Genomic DNA, 17,411 nt, shown 5'->3' with positions numbered 1-17,411 from the left:
CCGCGGTGCATCAGGACGCCGGCGTACCGCTGCTGGCTTCGCAGGCCCAGCAGTGGCGGATGCCTGCTGAAACAGCCCGCCAGGAGCGGCTTTGGATGGCCTTTCCTGCCGGCGGCTACACCCTTGGTGAGTCGGCTGAAGCCGCCCACGCGGCCCGGTCCACCTGGGCCGCGGTGGCGAATGCCGCCGTCGAATTCCAGCCTGTCACCATGGTGGTGGACCCCGACGACGTCACAACAGCCGCCGCCTACCTGCACCCTGACGTTGAGGTGCTTGCGGCCCCGTTGAACGACGCGTGGATGCGCGACATCGGCCCCACCTTTGTCGTGGACGGCGAGGGGCAGCTCGGCGCCGTGGACTGGGTGTTCAACGGCTGGGGCGGGCAGGACTGGGCGAAGTGGGACAAGGATGCCCTGATCGCCGCCGAGGTGGCCGGGCGCTCAGGTGCGCGGCACGTTGTCTCAGCACTGGTGAACGAGGGCGGCGGCATCCAGGTGGACGGCCAGGGAACGGTCCTCGTTACGGAAACCGTGCAGCTGGATCCCGGACGCAATCCAGGCCTCAGCCGGGCGGACGTCGAGCAGGAACTGGCCAGCACCATCGGCGCCACCCATGTGGTGTGGCTGCCGCGGGGCCTGACCCGGGACTCCGAGCGCTTCGGCACCCGCGGCCATGTGGACATTGTGGCCGCCATCCCCTCCCCCGGCACGCTGCTGGTCCACTCGCAGGAGAACCCGGAGCATCCGGACTTCGAGGTCAGCCGGGAAATCATCGACTTCCTGCGCGGCACCACGGACGCCGCCGGCCGGCAGTGGAACATCATCCCAGTCCCCGCTCCCGAAGCACTCCGGGACGATGAAGGCTTCGTGGACTACAGCTACATCAACCACGTGGTGGTCAACGGCGGCGTCATCGCCTGCAGCTTCAATGATCCCCAGGACGACAAGGCCCTGCAGATCCTGGCGGAGGCCTACCCCGGACGGCGCATCGTCGCCATCGACGCACGGGAGCTGTTTGCCCGCGGCGGGGGGATCCACTGCATCACCCAACAGCAGCCTGCTGCCTCCCAGAAAGTGGTGTCATGACAGAAACCATCCGCAAGGACGCCTCCGCCGGCGGGCATGCTCCCGGCACCGCCCACGGAATCACCCCCAAGGGCCTGAAGGGTGGGCAGCTGGGACTCCTCGCCGTCGTCGTCCTTGGTATCTCAACCATTGCCCCGGCGTACACGCTCACCAGCGCGCTGGGGCCAACGGTGAACGAAGCCGGGCTGCAGCTGCCGGTTATTTTCCTGATCGGGTTCATCCCGATGATTCTGGTCTCGCTGGCCTACAGGGAGCTCAACGCCGACTCCCCGGACAGCGGCACCACCTTCACCTGGGTTACCAAGGCATTCGGTCCCTGGGTCGGCTGGATGGGCGGATGGGGGCTGCTCGCCGCCAACATCATTGTGTTGTCCAACCTGGCCGGCGTGGCTGTCGACTTCTTCTACCTCTTCCTCTCCCAGCTCACGGGCTCGCCGGAGCTGGCTGAGCTGGCCGCGAACAAGCCGTTGAACGTGCTGACCTGCTTTGTGTTCGTTGCCCTTGCCGTGTGGGTGAGTTACCGCGGCCTGCACACCACCAAACTGGTGCAGTACGGACTGGTGGGATTCCAGCTGCTGGTGCTCGGCCTGTTTGTGGCCATGGCCTTCGCCAACTGGTCCACCTCGGAAACAGCAATCCCCTTCAGCTGGGACTGGTTCGACGTCACCAAAATCGAGACGTTCGGGCAGATCGCCGCGGGCATTTCACTGTCCATTTTTGTGTACTGGGGCTGGGACGTCTGCCTCACCGTGAACGAGGAAACCGCCAACGGCAAAAAGACGGCGGGCCTCGCCGGCACCCTGACCGCACTGATTGTCCTTGCGATCTACCTGCTGGTAACCATCGCCACCATGATGTTCGCCGGCGTTGGGGACACCGGCAACGGGCTGAACAACACCGAAAACCACGAGAACATCTTCACGGCCCTGGCCTCCCCCATCATGGGCCCCTTCGCCATCCTGATGTCCCTGGCCGTGCTCTCCAGCTCCGCTGCCTCGCTGCAGTCCACGTTTATGTCGCCCTCCCGCAGCCTGCTGGCAATGGCCCACTACGGGGCATTGCCTGAGCCGCTCAGCCGCGTGAGCAAGCGCTTTGCGACGCCGGGCTACGCCACGATTGCCGCGGGCATCGTGTCCGCGGGGTTCTACGCCGTGATGCACGTGGTCAGCGAAAACGTCCTGAACGACACCATTCTGGCGCTTGGCCTGATGATCTGCTTCTACTACGGGCTGACCGCCCTCGCCTGCGCCTGGTACTTCCGCAACAGTGCCTTCAGAGGCCTCCGCAACATCGTGCTGCGTTTCCTTTGCCCGGTGCTCGGCGGCGTGGGATTGTTCGTCGTGTTCCTGCAGACCGCCGTGGACAGCTGGGCTCCGGAGTTCGGCAGCGGTTCTGAAGTGTTGGGGGTGGGGCTGGTATTTGTCCTGGGGGTGGGCATCCTGGCCCTTGGCGCGGTGTTCATGCTGGTGATGTCCCGGATGCGTCCCGGCTTCTTCCGCGGCGAAACCCTCAAGCGGGACACTCCCGCCCTGGTGGTTCCGGAGTAGGTCCGGCTTCCTTGCAGCACCCAAAAAGGTGCCGTACCCCGGATTCCGGGGTGCGGCACCTTTTCGTTGCGTCACCTTTGTTGTGTCACCAGAAGTGGGCCACGTCCACAATCAGCCGTGAACCTGTTCCGGGACCGGCCACCGTAAAGACCCGGAAGGGCAGCCGGGCGCGGACGCCCAGGCCAACACTGGTGTAGCCCTCGAAGCTTCCCGCGTAAACCACCTGCCGGAAGGTCTGGTAGCCGGAGACGTTGGACAGTTCGGTCTTTGCCCGCGGGTTGTACGTGACGTTGCCCTTCTGGTCATAGGAAGGCGCATGCACTGAAACCTGCAGGCGTGCGCCGCCCCTGACCGGAATGGTGAAACCGGAGCCGTCCTGGACGATGTTCGGGACATACCGGACCGTGTAGCCCGTAGCCGGGCCGTTAAGGTCAACCACCATCCGGTCAAAGCAGTAGTGCTGCCCGGTCCGGACGTTGGTGACGGAGGCGGTGCTGAATTTGGGCCCGGCTTTTGCGAGGGACCCCCATTGAAGACCGCAATACGATGTGGCAGCCGAGGCGGGCCCCGGAACCAGAATTCCCAGCCCGACAGCCACGAGGAGAGCCGTAAGCCAGATGAGGAGTTTTTTCATTGTGGGTGCCATCCAGAGGAGAGTGGAGCGATTGGATAGCTCAAGCGTAGGAGCGCTGCACTACGGAATACGAGGGTTGTGGCCGCTTCGGCGCGGAACCGTAAGGAAGCCGGGATCCGCATCACGCGCCTGTAAATCGGGGGCTCTTTTGCCCCCGTCCTTAACCGTTCCGGTGCCGTTTCTGGACCCGGCCGTTATGCCGGATAACGACGCCGGAAAGACCAAACAGCGCCGGTCACCCTGAAGGGGTTGCCGGCGCCGTTCTGGGTATGGATTTCAGCCTTCGCAGTCGCGGCAGTACTTCATGCCGTTCTTCTCGCGGGCCACCTGGGACCGGTGGCGGACCAGGAAGCAGGACGAGCAGGTGAACTCATCTGACTGCTCTGGAACCACGATGACGGTCAGTTCCTCGTTGGACAGATCGGCACCGGGCAGGTCGATGCCCTCGGCCGTGTCGTTTTCTTCAAGGTCGATCACCGCGGTCTGCGCATTGGCGCCGCGTGACGCCTGCAGGGCCTCCAGGGAGTCGGCAGGAGACTCTTCTTCTTGCTTGCGAGGAGCATCGTAATCGGTAGCCATAGCGTGTTCACTTTCGTTGCTGCACAGCACCATTTCAGGCACCTCAGTGAAGCAGTTTAGGTCATTCTGCCTTCACACGCGCAAAAGTGTGTTCAAGCAGACATTCCACGTGGTGACGCCGCGGATTCCGGCTGCTGCTTCCGGGCATGGTCTGCTCCGACGGCCACTCCACTGAGTGCCGGCAGCCAGCCCCACCGCGTCGCGTCTGCCATCACATCTGCAGCCTGGCCAGGAGTTTCGCAGGAGAACGTATCCGCGAACCAGGCACGGATTCGGGCTGGAAATTGAGCTGTCATGCCTCCGACCGTACGGAGCAAATGTTGAGGGCGCGTTTCGTCCCGGTCTCGGCGATATTAATCCCGGCCTGCTTCCTAAGGGGAGGAATAAATAGGCGGTTGACCCGTCCAAGGAACTGCTCCTAGACTCCCGGCATCGGCACTACGGGCGAATTGTCCTTGCCTTCAGTCTGGAAGTAACAGCGATGGCCACAGTTCATCACAACAATCCGGAGCTTGAGGTCCAGCAGTCACTGCAGGACCTGCGTGGACGGCTGCAGGGATCCTTGATCGAGCCGCAGGATCCGCTTTACGAGGAAGCCCGGGCAGTATGGAACGGGATGGTGGATCTCCGTCCCCGCGCCATCGCGAGGGCCGGAGCCGTCTCGGACATCGACCTGGTGCTGGATACGGCGCGGCGCAGCGGGCTGGCGCTTGCCGTGCGCGGCGGGGGGCACAACATCGCCGGCCATGGCACCGTTGACGGCGGCCTGGTCCTGGATCTGGGACCGCTCCGGGCTGTCGCAGTCGACGCCGAAAGCAGGCTCGTCACCGTGGAGCCGGGAGCCACCCTGGCTGACGTGGACGGGGCCACAGCCGCTCATGGGCTGGCCGTTCCTTTGGGGGTCATCAGTGGCACAGGGGTAGCAGGACTGACCCTTGGCGGCGGGGTGGGCTGGCTGACCCGGACGGGCGGACTGAGCCTGGACAACCTGGAAGCCGCCGATATCGTCACCGCCGGCGGAGAGCACCTACACGCCAGCGCCGACGAGAACCCCGAGTTGTTCTGGGGGCTGCGTGGCGGTGGCGGGAACTTCGGCGTCGTATCCTCCTTCACCTTCCGTGCCCGTCCCCTTCCGGCGGCACCCCTGGGGGGCAACCTCTTCTACCGGCAACAGCACTGGAGGTCCGCCCTTATTGCCTTCGATGCCTGGACCCGGGACCTGCCTGATGAGATGAACCCGATCATCTCGTTCCTGATCTTCCCGCCCGAGTTCGGCATGGGCAACGAGCCCTGGATGGTCCTTGGAGTCGCCTGGGCCGGTGACGACCACCAGGCCGGCCTCAACCTCATAGACCGGCTCCGAGCCGTTGCCCCGCCTGACGAAGAGGAAGTGGGACCCACTTCCTGGCTGGATTGGCAAAGCGCCATGGACGCAGTGTTCCCCAAGGGCTCACGCGGCTACTGGAAAAACGTTTCGTTCTCACGGCTGGATGAAGAGGTAGTGGACGTTGTGGTTGGTTTCGCCTCCGAATTGTCGTGGGAGGGAACCGGCATCGATATTCATCACCTGGAGGGCGTCTTTGGGCGGGTCCCGGAAGAGGCAACAGCGTTCCCTAACCGCTCCGCGCGTTACTGGCTCAACGTTTACGGGTTTTGGCGGGACGCGGCTGAGGACGAGCGGCTGACCGCTTTCGCCCGCAAGGCCTATGCGCTGATGCGTCCATTTGCCGAGCAGGGCGAATACGTCAACTTCCTGGGGGCGGAGCTGGGGGTCAGGGAGGCGGACGCTGCGCGGGATGCCTACGGCCAAGACAAGTACCAGCGGCTCGTTGCCCTTAAGGACCGTTATGATCCGCAGAACGTCCTGCGCCTGAACCACAACATCCCGCCGTCGCGCGGCTAGTCGTCCCTCTGGCGGGAAACCGGCAGACTGGGAAAAGAAAAAGAGCCCCCTGTCGGATTCGAACCGACGACCCCCGCTTTACAAGAGCGGTGCTCTGGCCAACTGAGCTAAGGAGGCGTGCCCTTGCGGGCGGGCACCTGAACGGCGCTAGATAAGGTTAGCCCAAGTCCTCCCGGTGGTAAAAACGCCGGCTTTGGCTCCCGCGGAACATGCCCGCGCAAACGGAAGGGCCCGCCTCCGGAACCTATCCGGAAGCGGGCCCTGAAATCACCCGGAGACGCTCTATGCCTTAGCGTCGATCGCTGCCTGGATCTCGGCGTTCAGGTCGGCGGTGCCGTCCCACTGCTTGCCGTCGATGAAGACGGTGGGCGTCCCGGTGATGCCGGTATTCTCTGCCAACTGGGTGGAGTACTTCACGTAGGGGCGGAAGGTCTTCTCGTCCACGCAGCTGTTGATGTCCGCACCGATGTCACTGGCCAGGGACTTCAGTTTGTCGTCAGACAGTCCTGCTCCGCCTTCGGCAGGCTGGTTGGCAAACAGAACGTCAACGTATTCGGCGTACTTGTCGGGTGCCTTGTCGGCTACGCAGGCCGCGGCGTTGGCGGAACGCGAGGAGTAGTTGGTGCTGGACTGGCGGTCCAGGAAGCCCAGCGGGCGGTACTCCATGGTGATCTTGCCTTCATTGCGGAGCGTGGTGAGCGCCTCGCTGTAGGTGTTTTCGAACCGCAGGCAGACCGGGCAGATAAAGTCGATGTAGGCAACCACCTTCACCGGCTGGCCCGCTTCGGCCCCGGCGCCGGGCGCCACCACAGGGCTTGGCTGCGCATCGGGCTTGGCCGGAAGGTTGGCCATGTCCACCGTCGCGGGGTCCGCCTTTTTGACGTCGGTGTTCGCCAGCAGGGTCACACCGCCGTTGACGTTGGCGCTGGCCGGTACCGGCCCCTGGTCTGCAATGGGGGTGTTCTGCCGGATGCCGGTGGTCACCACCAGGGCGATAATCGCCAGGATGGCCACAACAGCCGCCACAATTCCCCACCCGATCAGCAGCTTGTTGCGCTTGTCCTTTTTCAGCTGGGCGTCACGGATCAGCCGCGCTTTCTCGCGGGCCTCCGCGGTGCGCTCAGCTTTGGACTTACGTACTTCGTTTGCGGGGCTCATGTGTTCCTTGGGTCGATCGACGAGGGGGACCAATTCGTGGCAACCCTTCCATTTTAGGGGAGAAAACTGAGAGCTTGCCTGTTCAAGTATTCTGCCGGTTGACCAACGGACGAATAGCACGGAAGATTCCGTCCCGTTAGGGTGAACTAAGAGGCACAAGCAACCCCAGGGGGCCGCAATGCAAACACCCGTCCAGGAAAAACCATCCACCGCAGCCGGGTCCGGCGCCGCCGGCTCCGGCCACAGCGGGGAAACAAAGTATGACTTCATGGTGGTCTCGAACAGGCTGCCCGTTGACCGCTGCGCTCCCGGCGAAAGCGGCGACGACGGCTCCGGATGGCGCCGGTCCCCCGGCGGCCTGGTGACCGCGCTGGCACCGATGATGACCAAAACCGACGGCGCATGGGTGGGCTGGCACGGCGCCCCGGACGAGACGGTACAGCCCTTCAGCCACGGCGGCATGGACCTGGTCCCGGTGCAGCTCAGCGCCGACGACGTCGAGCTCTATTACGAGGGTTTCTCCAATGCCACGCTGTGGCCGCTCTACCATGACGTCATCGCCCCGCCTGAGTTCCACCGGACGTGGTGGGACGCCTACCGTAAGGTCAACAGAAGGTTCGCCGACGCCGTCATACGCCATGCGGACGAGGGCGCCACGGTGTGGATCCAGGACTACCAGCTTCAGCTGGTGCCCCGGATGCTGCGGGAAGCGCGGCCGGACCTCCGCATCGGTTTCTTCAACCACATTCCGTTCCCCCCACCCGAGATCTTCGCGCAGCTGCCCTGGCGGCAGGCCATCATCGACGGCCTCCTCGGCGCGGACCTGGTGGGCTTCCAGCGCGCCAGCGACGCCGGAAACTTCATGCGTTCGGCCCGCCGGTTCCTCGGCGCCAGCGTCAAGCAGCAGCAGGTCCACGTCAAGGGCCAGGACGGCGAAATCACGCACATCGCCCGGGCCCAAGCGTTCCCCATCTCCATCGACGTCCAGCAAATCAGCGAGCTGGCCCAAAAGCCGGAGATCATTGAGCGGGCGCGCCAGATCCGCCAGGACCTCGGCAACCCGAAAACCATCCTGCTGGGCGTGGACCGCCTGGACTACACCAAGGGCATCCGGCACCGGCTGAAGGCGTTCGAGGAGCTCCTGGCCGACGGCAAGCTGTCCGTGGCTGACGCCACCCTCATCCAGGTTGCCAGCCCCAGCCGCGAGCGCGTTGAGCAGTACCGGCTCCTGCGGGAGGAGGTGGAGGGCACTGTGGGCCACATCAACGGCACCTACGACACCCTCGAGAACACCGCGGTCCGGTACCTGCACCACAGCTACCCCGTGGAGGAGATGGTGGCCCTGTACCTGGCCGCCGACGTCATGCTGGTAACCGCACTGCGGGACGGCATGAACCTGGTGGCAAAGGAGTACGTCACGGCCCGCACCAACAACGACGGCGCGCTTGTGCTCAGCGAGTTCGCCGGTGCCGCCGACCAGCTCAAGCAGGCCCTCCTGATGAACCCGCACGACATCGATGGCCTGAAGGGCGCGATCATGCGGGCTGTGGAGATGTCGCCCCGGGACGCCTCCCGGCGCATGCGGGCCATGCGCAAGCAGATCCTTGAGCACGATGTGGACTACTGGTCCGCGGAATTCCTGCGTGCCCTCGATGAGAAAGCGGTCCGTGATGACTCCTGACGGCCGGACCGGCAACGGCAAGTTGGCCCTGACGCCGGAGCTTCGCGAGGCCCTCCGCCGGGTCGCTGCGACGGACCATTTGCTGGTGGCCATGGACTTCGACGGCACCATGGCGCCCATTGTGGGCCACGCCGACGACGCCCGCCCCCTTCCGCGCGCAGCCACGGCCTTCGCCGGGCTCGCCGTGCTGCCCCGCACGACGACGGCACTCATCTCCGGACGCGCCCTCGCCAGCCTGCGTACCGTAGCATCGCCGCCGGTGGACACCCTGCTGATCGGCAGCCACGGGGCAGAGGCCTGGCTGGGGCCGGGGTCTGCCGGCCTGTCGCTCGATGATGACCAAAAGGCTTTACTGGCCGAGGTCCGCAGCATCCTGGCGGAGATCGTCGCCGAGGCGCCCGGCACCATGCTTGAAGACAAGCCGGCCGGGGTGGTCCTGCATACCCGCCAGGCGGAGGACGACGTCGCACAGGACGCGGTTTCGGCCGCGCGTTCGCTGCTGCAGGACCGCAAGGGCGTCTTCCTCAAGGACGGAAAGCGGGTCCTGGAAACATCTGTGGTGAACGCCTCCAAGGGAGAGGGGGTTACGTTCCTGCGCCAGGTCACCGGGGCGACCGCCGTGCTGTTTGCCGGGGACGACACCACCGACGAGGATGCTCTGGCCCGCCTGGAGCCAAGGGACGTGGGCGTGAAGGTGGGCCTTGATTTCACCCAGGCCCAGTACCGCGTGGAGGCACCCGTGCACGTGGCGGAGCTGCTGGAGGTGCTGCTTCACGAGCGGACCCTGGCCGTCGCCGAGGAAGACCAGCAGGGTTTCCAGGGCAGAAGTTGAGCAAGGTCATATGTGACGTCCGTAACATATGGGACCAAAAGCACAACATCTGACATACTCTTGCTTGTGATGTGGCGCACAAGCACCGTGCGGCGTCACTCGGCGCTTTCAAGCCTTGGCTGAAGATCGTCTGCAGCACAAAACTGAACAAACATGAACCATTCACAACGGATCGTCCGGCACGTACCTGCCGGTGAAGGGATTGATAACTGTGGCTACAGTTACTTTTGATAACGCTACGCGTCTGTACCCGGGCACAGAAAAGCCCGCCGTCGACAAGCTCAACATCGACATCGCCGATGGCGAATTCCTGGTCCTTGTTGGACCCTCCGGTTGCGGCAAGTCCACCTCCCTGCGCATGCTCGCCGGGCTTGAGGACGTCAACGCCGGCCGCATCCTCATTGGCGACCGCGACGTCACCGACGTTCCGCCGAAGGACCGCGACATCGCAATGGTTTTCCAGAACTACGCGCTGTACCCGCACATGACTGTTGCTGACAACATGGGCTTCGCACTGAAGATCGCCGGCGTTTCCAAGGAAGAGCGCGCCGAGCGCGTCCGTGAAGCCGCCAAGCTCCTTGACCTTGAGCCTTACCTGGACCGCAAGCCGAAGGCACTCTCCGGCGGTCAGCGCCAGCGTGTTGCCATGGGCCGCGCCATCGTGCGTAACCCGCAGGTCTTCCTCATGGATGAGCCGCTGTCCAACCTGGACGCCAAGCTCCGCGTGCAGACCCGCACCCAGATTGCGTCCCTGACCCGGCGCCTGGGCGTCACCACCGTTTACGTGACGCACGACCAGGTCGAGGCAATGACCATGGGCGACCGCGTGGCTGTGCTGAAGGACGGCCTGCTGATGCAGGTTGACACCCCGCGCAACCTCTACGACAAGCCCAAGAACGTCTTCGTTGCCGGCTTCATCGGCTCCCCCGCCATGAACCTGCTCGAACTGCCGGTTGTCGACGGTGGCGTGCAGTTCGGCGGCACCGTTTACCCGGTACCCCGCTCCGTTCTTGAAGAGGCACACGGCTCCACCGTGACCCTGGGCTCCCGCCCGGAGGACCTCGAGACCGCTCCGCACGGTGAAGGCCTGAAGGTAGAGGTCGACGTCGTCGAGGAGCTCGGTGCCGACGCTTACGTCTACGGCCACACCACGCTTGACGGCAAGGACCACGACATCGTGGCACGCGTCGACGGCCGCCGCCCCCCGATGAAGGGCGAGTCCATCTACGTCCGTCCGCAGTCGGGCCACGTGCACCTGTTCGACACCAAGACCGGCCTGCGCCTGGGCGACTGACCTTTAGCATTACCGACGGCGGCCCTCCTTACTGGACGGCCGCCGTCGGCCTTTAACTGCGCCGGCGGAAGAATTAGCTGGCCACGCCTATGTACGGAAGAATTGACTCATGACCGAGGAATACAGCGCCCAGTGGCACGATGAACCCACCGACTATGCGCAGGTGGGGAAACTGCCCCGGTTCGTGGCTGCCAGCGCGGACGACGGCAAGCTCGCTTCGGTCTCCAGTTCCCTGAACATCACGGCGGCGGCGGCCGACCCTGAACTGCTCGACCTGCCGTGGCACATCGCGCTGGAGGACTGGCCCGCAGAGAACCTGGCCGCACTCCCCCGCGGCATCTCCCGGCACATCGTCCGCTTCGCCCACCTCGGCGGCTCCGTGATCGCCATCAAGGAAACCTCCGAGCACGTCGCCCGGCATGAATACCACATGCTCCGCAAGCTGGCCCGGCTGGACGTTCCATGCGTGGAGCCCGTCGCCGTTATCACCGGCCGCACCACACTGGACGGGCGGCCGCTGAACCCGGTACTGGTGACCCGGCACCTGAAGTTTTCCATGCCGTACCGTGCCCTGTTCTCGCAGATGCTCCGCAAGGACACGCTCACCCGCCTCATTGACGCGCAGGCGCTGCTGATGGTGCGGCTGCACCTGATCGGTTTCTACTGGGGTGACGTTTCGCTGTCCAACACCCTGTTCCGCCGCGATGCGGGCGCATTCGCGGCCTATCTGGTGGACGCCGAAACCGGTGAGCTCTACCCGGACCTGTCCACCGGCCAGCGCGAGTACGACCTGGAAATTGCCCGGGTAAACATCGCAGGCGAACTGATGGACCTGCTGGACGGCGGACTCATCGAGGAAAAAGTGGACCCCGTGGCCACCAGCGAGCTGATCATGGACAGCTACCGCCGCCTGTGGGCCGAGCTCACCGAAAAGGAATCCTTCGAACTGGGCGAACGCTGGCGCGTGAGTGCCCGCATCCGCCGGCTCAACGAACTCGGGTTCGACGTCGAGGAATACGCCATCAAGACCACCCAGAACGGGTCCACCATCCAGCTGCAGCCCAAGGTGGTGGACGCCGGGCACCACCAGCGCCGCCTGCTACGGCTCACGGGTATCGACGCGCAGGAGAACCAGGCGCGCCGGCTCCTGAACGACATGGACTCCTTCCGGGCCGACAACAATCCGGACATGGATGAGGAGTACAGCGCGCACCTTTGGGTCAGCCAGATCTTCGAGCCGATCGTTCGCTCCATTCCGCGGGACCTCTCCGGCAAGCTCGAGCCCGCTGAGGTTGTGCACGAGGTCCTGGAGCACCGCTGGTACATGTCCGAAAAGCAGGAGCGGCACATCCCCCTGGCGGAAGCAGTGCAGTCCTACATCGACTCCATCCTCCGGCACCGCCGGGACGAGGCCGCGATCATGCTCAACCCTGACACCGGGATGCTGAAAATCCTCGAAGTGGAGACGGAAGAGTCACGCTACGGCGACGACGAGTCGATCGACGAGTACCCGGACTCGGACGACTAAGGCTAAATCGCCTTACCGGGATTCAGGATGCCGGCAGGATCGAACAGTTCCTTGATCCTGCGCTGGAGCTCCCGGATCGGTTCCGGCTGCTCCTGGCCCAGCCACCGCAGTTTGTACTGCCCTACGCCGTGTTCCCCGGTAATGGTTCCACCCATCCGCAGTGCTGCCGTGATGGATTCGTCCAGTACTTGCTGCAGCCGCGCCATCGCATCCGGATCCGCCATGTTCGCCTTCCGGTTAATCCAGAAGGTGGGGTGCAGGTTGCCGTCGCCGGCGTGTGCCACCACCTTCAGGTTCACGCCGTTGCCGGCGGCCATGCCCTCGAGGGCAGTGACATAGTCAACGAGGCTCGAGCGGGGCACTGCGACATCCTCTCCCACCCGGTACTCGTCATCGACTTCCACGCCCCGGCTGTGGCGCCGAAGCTCCACCAGCCGTTCTGCCTCCGCGCTGGCCTCGGTGGTAACAGTCGCCCCGCCGGCCTTCAGGACTTCCCGGACCACTTCCGCCTCGGCGGCAGCGCCGAAGCCGTCCGTCTGGATCAGGAGCAGCGACCGGCCGCGCGCCGTAAGGTCCGAGCCGTGGATCTCGTCCAGCTGGGCCAGCGTACCGCCGTCGAGCAATTCCATGATGGCGGGCTGGACCCGCGCCCTGCCCACGGCCAGTACGCCCGCGGCGGCGAGACGGAAGTCCGGGTAAAAGGCTGCAACAGTGTGCACTTCCCGGGAAAGGTACTTCAGGCGCACCGTCACTCCTACCACGATGCCAAGCGTTCCCTCCGAGCCGACGAACAGTCCGGTCAGGTCATAGCCGGCCACGCCCTTGAAGGTCTGGTGGCCGGTATGGATGAGCGAGCCGTCCGCCAGCACAACGTCCAGCGCAAGGACCGAGTCCCTGGTGACTCCGTACTTGGCGCACCGCAGGCCGCCCGCGTTGGTGGCCACGTTGCCGCCAATCGTGGAACTGCGGAAGCTGGCCGGGTCCGGCGCATACATCAGGCCATGCGCCGCTGCTGCCTCGTTGAGGACGGCGTTGATAACTCCCGGTTCCACCGCTGCCGTTTCGTCGTCAGGATTCAGTTGCAGAATCCTGTCCATGCGCTCAAGGGACAGGATGATGCAGTCTTTGGTGGCGTGGGCGCCGCCGGACACTCCCGTTCCCGCGCCCCGCGGCACAATCGGCACGGCACCGGCAGCGCAGATCTTCACCACTGCCTGCACGTCTGCCACTGATTCCGGGAACACCACTGCCAGCGGGAGCTGGTAATCGAGGATGGGCGCCTGGTCCACCGCGTACCGGCTGAGGGTTGCTTCCGTCCGATCCACCTGGCCGGCCGCCAGCGTGGTTTCCAGTTCCTCAACTACGCTTCCCACGAAGCCTCCATCCTTCGTCGCACATGTCCCACCAGTGTAGGACGGCGCCCTGCGGCTTCAGGGCGGGCAGCTCCCAGGGGCGGTGCGAGGATGAGCGATCTTTTGCAAGCGCTTCCAGTCCTGACCTGCCAAAAGGCATTTCCGCTGGGGCATTTCCTGCCCTAGAAGCATGGAAGCGTTTCCAAGAGGTGCGCTGAACAAGCTAAGCTTGCTTCCATGTCTGTTGAAACTGTGACGCCCACCACCGCACCGCACACCGGGCCGCTGACCCTGATCCACTCGGAGGACAGCCAGCCCGGCTGGTGGCGCTCGGCCGTGATCTACCAGGTGTACCCGCGCTCGTTCCGCGACCTCAACGGCGACGGCGTGGGAGACATTCCGGGCATCACGGAGGAACTGCCGCACCTGGCCGAGCTTGGGGTCGACGCCGTTTGGCTGTCACCCTTTTACCGTTCCCCCCAGCGCGATGCCGGCTATGACGTCAGCGATTACTGCGACGTGGACCCGCTCTTCGGCACCCTCGGGGACTTCGACGTCATGATGGCAGAATCCCACCGGCTGGGACTGCGCGTGATCGTGGACCTCGTGCCCAACCACTGCTCCGACCAGCACGTGCTGTTCCAGGCAGCCCTCGCGGCGCCTGCCGGAAGCCCCGAGCGGGACATGTTTATCTTCCGGGACGGCAATGGGCCCGAAGGCCACGAGCCGCCCAACAACTGGCAGTCCCACTTCGGCGGTCCCGCATGGACCCGGGTAACCGGACCTGATGGGCAGCCCGACCAGTGGTACCTGCACCTTTTTGATTCATCCCAGCCCGACTTCAACTGGGACAACCCCGCCGTCCACACCGAGTTTGAGCGGATACTCCGGTTCTGGCTGGACCGGGGCGTCTCAGGTTTCCGTGTGGACGTGGCCCACGCGCTGGTTAAAGCACCGGGGCTTCCTGCCTGGGGAGGGCGGGCCGACGGCGGAAGTTCGGACGGCTTCCCGGGTCATGAGGCACCCATGTTCGGACAGCCGGCCATCCACGACATTTACCGTGCCTGGCGGAGGATCCTTGACCAGTACGGCCCGGACCGGATCCTCTGCGCGGAAGCCAGCGTGGACCTCCCCCGCCTCGCCCACTGGGTCAGGTCCGACGAGATGCACCAGGCTTTCAACTTCCCGTACCTGCACGCCGGGCTGGACGTATACCGGTTGCGGTCGGTCATCACGGACTCCCTGACCGTCCTGGGCGCCGTCGGTGCTCCCAGCACCTGGGTGCTTTCCAATCACGACGTCGTCCGGCATGCCAGCCGCTTCGGCTACAACGGGCATGGGCCCCGCGATGGTGACGGCATCGGCCCGGCCGATCCGCAACCTGACACGGCTCTGGGCCGGCACCGGGCTGCTGCCGCTTCGCTGTTTATGCTGGGGCTGCCCGGGGCTGCTTATCTATACCAGGGCGAGGAGCTTGGGCTGCCTGACGGCATCGACATCCCTGAGCACCAGCGCCAGGACCCCACATTCGCCCGGACAGGCGGGCAACGGCTGGGCCGTGACGGCTGCCGAGTTCCCTTGCCGTGGCGGGCCGATGAACCGCACTTCGGCTTCGGCTCCGGCAACGATCCCTGGCTGCCGATGCCATCATCCTTCGCTGGATTGGCCCGTGACCTGCAGGCCAGCCTGCCGTCGTCGCACCTGTCCCTGTACCGGAACATGCTGGAGATCCGCCGCGGACTGGACCTGGGCCGCGGATCCTTGGCATGGGCGGAGGACTGGTGCACGGGGTCGTCCCTGGCGTACGTCAACGGCACTACGCTGGTGCTTATGAACCTCAATCACGAGCCGCTGGAAATGCCCGCCGGCCAGGTCCTCGTCCGCAGCGCGTCTTCGGGTCTGGAGTCTTCAGGGTGGGACGGCCCGCTGGCTTCGGGCGAAACCGCCTGGATCCGGATTGGACCGGACACCTCAGCCAATTGAGCATGGCCGGCATAAAGGACGTCGCAGACAAGGCGGGTTTATCCGTCGCAACCGTCTCACGGGCGCTGAGCGGAAAATCAAACGTCTCTGCCAAGAGCCGGAAACTCGCGCTGGAGGCGGCGGGGGAACTGGGGTTTGTCCCGTCCTATCACGCCTCCAGCCTGGCTTCCGGGCGGAACCACAATATTGGCCTGGTGGTGCCCTCCATCCACCGCTGGTATTTCTCTTCAGTGCTGGAGGGTGCGTCTGCCACCCTTTTGGATGCCGGTTACGACCTGACGCTCTACAACGTGGGCGACCAGCCGGAGCGCCGGCAAAGCGTGCTGAACGACTTCCTGCTCCGGAAGCGTCTCGACGCTGTGATCGCCGTGGCGCTGGTGCTCAGCGATGACGAGATCCAGCAGCTGCTGGCTGTCCACCGCCCCATTGTGGGCATTGGCGGCACGCTGCCCGGAGCGTCCACGATCAGGATCGACGACGGGCGTCTGGCCAGGATGGCGACCGACCACCTCATCACGCTGGGACATGCCCGGATAGCCCATGTCACCGGCGACGCAGCCATGAATCAGGACTTCAAGCTGCCGGGCATCCGGCAAGCAGGCTACCAACAGGCCATGGATGCCGCTGGCTTGGAGATCCGGCCGGAATGGGAGATCGCCGCCGACTTCACTGTCCACGGTGCCTACACCGCTGCCCGCCGGCTGTTGGGCGCTTCAACGGAGCGCCCCACGGGTGTCTTCGCCGCCTCCGACGAGATGGCGGTAGGCACCATACTGGCAGCCCGGGACTTCGGCCTGCAGGTTCCCCGGGATCTCTCGGTGGTAGGCATGGACGGGCACGAACTGGGTGAGACCTTCGGCCTGACCACCATCGATCAGGACCCTCGCGGGCAGGGCGCCCTCGCTGCCAGGACCGCGCTGCAGTTACTGGAGCCTAAGAGCGGATCCGACGGCGGCCCGGTACCGCCGCAAGCTGACCAGGAGTTCCGGACGGAGTTCGTGATCAGGACCAGCACGGCTGTGCCGCCGGACGAATCCGGCCGTAAGCGGCCCTGACCTTCCTTCCTGCGGCCGTGCGTTGGGCCTAGGCCTCGCCAGCCCCGGGGACGCCCATAAAGCGGCTATACCTGGCAAGGATCAGTGGCCAGGCGGCAATGTATTGGGCTCGGGTTGCGGACGGGTTCTCGGCCCCTTCCCAGCCGTCGTGGAAGATGCGGACTTCCGTACCCTCCTCCACTGCGCGAAAGGCCACGAGCAGCTCGGTGGACCACATCGCACTGGAGCCAGGGTGCCACGTCGCGTGAAAGGACAGCGGCGGCTGCCAGTCGTCAAGCGTCCCCCAGATGCTGGTCCGGCCGTTGTCTGCGGTTTCGAGGATGAGGTTCTCCTCGAACTCGACATAGGATCCCGTACCGTACACGCCGAGGGTATCGAACGGCCACCAAAGGTGCGTGTGGTCGGTGAAGCCGGCGAAGGCGTGGGCCACGCTTCCCGGCACAACCACTGTGTTGACGACGGGCTCAAGGAGCTCGAATGAGCTCTTTTCATCGCTTCCGAACGGTTCGCTGCCATGGCTGAAGAGGCTGTTCATGGTGCTCCACTCTACCCGCGCAGCCCGCCCTGCAACGCCCGCTCACCTGCTGGCTTCTGCCGCAGCTGCGCTGCGTGGTGTGGTGGTTAAAGTGGTAGGGCCCTGACGTGGTGTCAGGGCCCTACTCTAATTTATGTCCGGCGGTGACCTACTCTCCCACACCCTCCCGGGTGCAGTACCATCGGCGCTGTGGGTCTTAGCTTCCGGGTTCGGAATGGGACCGGGCGTTTCCCCCACGCTATGAC

At 64.8% G+C, this 17,411-nt stretch carries 14 protein-coding genes, 1 tRNA gene and 1 rRNA gene; 9 read left to right on the top strand and 7 right to left on the bottom strand.

Features of this window, described 5'->3' with window-relative positions; translation table 11 throughout:
- Positions 1 to 59 precede the first annotated feature (59 nt).
- Both AC50X7_RS16160 and AC50X7_RS16155 read left to right on the top strand, forming a co-directional pair.
- On the top strand, positions 60 to 1,085 hold the full coding sequence (locus tag AC50X7_RS16160) for an agmatine deiminase family protein (protein ID WP_494979999.1): 1,026 nt from the start codon (positions 60 to 62) through the stop codon (positions 1,083 to 1,085).
- A complete protein-coding gene (locus AC50X7_RS16155; protein ID WP_494979946.1) occupies positions 1,082 to 2,632 on the top strand; it encodes an APC family permease in 1,551 nt (516 codons plus the stop codon). Before AC50X7_RS16160 ends, AC50X7_RS16155 begins: the two co-directional genes overlap by 4 nt.
- An 85-nt stretch (positions 2,633 to 2,717) precedes the next feature.
- Here the strand turns inward: AC50X7_RS16155 and AC50X7_RS16150 are convergent, their stop codons facing one another.
- Together AC50X7_RS16150 and AC50X7_RS16145 are read right to left on the bottom strand one after the other, a co-directional pair.
- Positions 2,718 to 3,266, bottom strand: coding sequence for an AMIN-like domain-containing (lipo)protein (locus AC50X7_RS16150; RefSeq protein WP_307096513.1), 549 nt, complete (start codon positions 3,264 to 3,266; stop codon positions 2,718 to 2,720).
- A 276-nt stretch (positions 3,267 to 3,542) separates the two neighbouring features.
- Complete coding sequence (locus tag AC50X7_RS16145; protein WP_104044729.1) at positions 3,543 to 3,845, bottom strand: DUF4193 domain-containing protein; 303 nt, start codon at positions 3,843 to 3,845, stop codon at positions 3,543 to 3,545.
- A gap of 481 nt (positions 3,846 to 4,326) precedes the next feature.
- Here AC50X7_RS16145 and AC50X7_RS16140 point away from each other — a divergent pair, with 481 nt between their 5' ends.
- Complete coding sequence (locus AC50X7_RS16140; protein ID WP_494979945.1) at positions 4,327 to 5,748, top strand: FAD-binding oxidoreductase; 1,422 nt, start codon at positions 4,327 to 4,329, stop codon at positions 5,746 to 5,748.
- A 43-nt stretch (positions 5,749 to 5,791) separates the two neighbouring features.
- Here AC50X7_RS16140 and AC50X7_RS16135 read toward each other — a convergent pair.
- Together AC50X7_RS16135 and AC50X7_RS16130 are read right to left on the bottom strand one after the other, a co-directional pair.
- Positions 5,792 to 5,865, bottom strand: a tRNA-Thr gene (locus AC50X7_RS16135).
- Positions 5,866 to 6,030: 165 nt separating this feature from the next.
- The gene (locus AC50X7_RS16130; protein WP_494979944.1) at positions 6,031 to 6,906 is read right to left on the bottom strand and encodes a DsbA family protein; all 876 of its coding nucleotides are present in this window, start codon (positions 6,904 to 6,906) and stop codon (positions 6,031 to 6,033) included.
- 178 nt (positions 6,907 to 7,084) lie between these two features.
- Here AC50X7_RS16130 and AC50X7_RS16125 point away from each other — a divergent pair, with 178 nt between their 5' ends.
- The 4 genes from AC50X7_RS16125 to AC50X7_RS16110 all read left to right on the top strand — a co-directional run bounded on the left by AC50X7_RS16125 (position 7,085) and on the right by AC50X7_RS16110 (position 12,241).
- Entirely contained in the window at positions 7,085 to 8,587 is a 1,503-nt protein-coding gene (locus tag AC50X7_RS16125) for an alpha,alpha-trehalose-phosphate synthase (UDP-forming) (RefSeq protein ID WP_494979943.1), read from the top strand.
- Positions 8,577 to 9,419, top strand: a complete 843-nt coding sequence (gene otsB, locus AC50X7_RS16120) for a trehalose-phosphatase (RefSeq protein ID WP_494979998.1) — start codon at positions 8,577 to 8,579, stop codon at positions 9,417 to 9,419. The genes AC50X7_RS16125 and otsB overlap by 11 nt, the downstream gene beginning before the upstream one ends.
- A 211-nt stretch (positions 9,420 to 9,630) precedes the next feature.
- Positions 9,631 to 10,713, top strand: a complete 1,083-nt coding sequence (locus tag AC50X7_RS16115) for an ABC transporter ATP-binding protein (RefSeq protein WP_142043703.1) — start codon at positions 9,631 to 9,633, stop codon at positions 10,711 to 10,713.
- Positions 10,714 to 10,822: 109 nt separating this feature from the next.
- A complete protein-coding gene (locus tag AC50X7_RS16110; protein ID WP_494979942.1) occupies positions 10,823 to 12,241 on the top strand; it encodes a DUF4032 domain-containing protein in 1,419 nt (472 codons plus the stop codon).
- Between the two features lie 2 nt (positions 12,242 to 12,243).
- On the opposite strand, the gene AC50X7_RS16105 is transcribed toward AC50X7_RS16110, so the two are convergent.
- On the bottom strand, positions 12,244 to 13,614 hold the full coding sequence (locus AC50X7_RS16105; protein ID WP_494979941.1) for an FAD-binding oxidoreductase: 1,371 nt from the start codon (positions 13,612 to 13,614) through the stop codon (positions 12,244 to 12,246).
- Between the two features lie 216 nt (positions 13,615 to 13,830).
- On the opposite strand from AC50X7_RS16105, the gene AC50X7_RS16100 reads away from it, so the two are divergent.
- Positions 13,831 to 15,576: a glycoside hydrolase family 13 protein gene (locus tag AC50X7_RS16100; protein WP_494979940.1), complete on the top strand. Its 1,746-nt coding sequence runs from the start codon at positions 13,831 to 13,833 to the stop codon at positions 15,574 to 15,576.
- 2 nt (positions 15,577 to 15,578) lie between these two features.
- Positions 15,579 to 16,631, top strand: coding sequence for a LacI family DNA-binding transcriptional regulator (locus AC50X7_RS16095; protein WP_494979939.1), 1,053 nt, complete (start codon positions 15,579 to 15,581; stop codon positions 16,629 to 16,631).
- Between the two features lie 28 nt (positions 16,632 to 16,659).
- Here AC50X7_RS16095 and AC50X7_RS16090 read toward each other — a convergent pair whose 3' ends face one another.
- Both AC50X7_RS16090 and rrf read right to left on the bottom strand, forming a co-directional pair.
- The gene (locus AC50X7_RS16090; protein ID WP_494979938.1) at positions 16,660 to 17,166 is read right to left on the bottom strand and encodes an SRPBCC family protein; all 507 of its coding nucleotides are present in this window, start codon (positions 17,164 to 17,166) and stop codon (positions 16,660 to 16,662) included.
- A gap of 135 nt (positions 17,167 to 17,301) precedes the next feature.
- A 5S ribosomal RNA gene (rrf, locus tag AC50X7_RS16085) occupies positions 17,302 to 17,411 on the bottom strand; the annotation flags it as partial.

It is taken from the genome of Pseudarthrobacter sp. Hb11, assembly GCF_059383655.1.
This window is presented reverse-complemented; position numbering and strand designations above follow the sequence as displayed.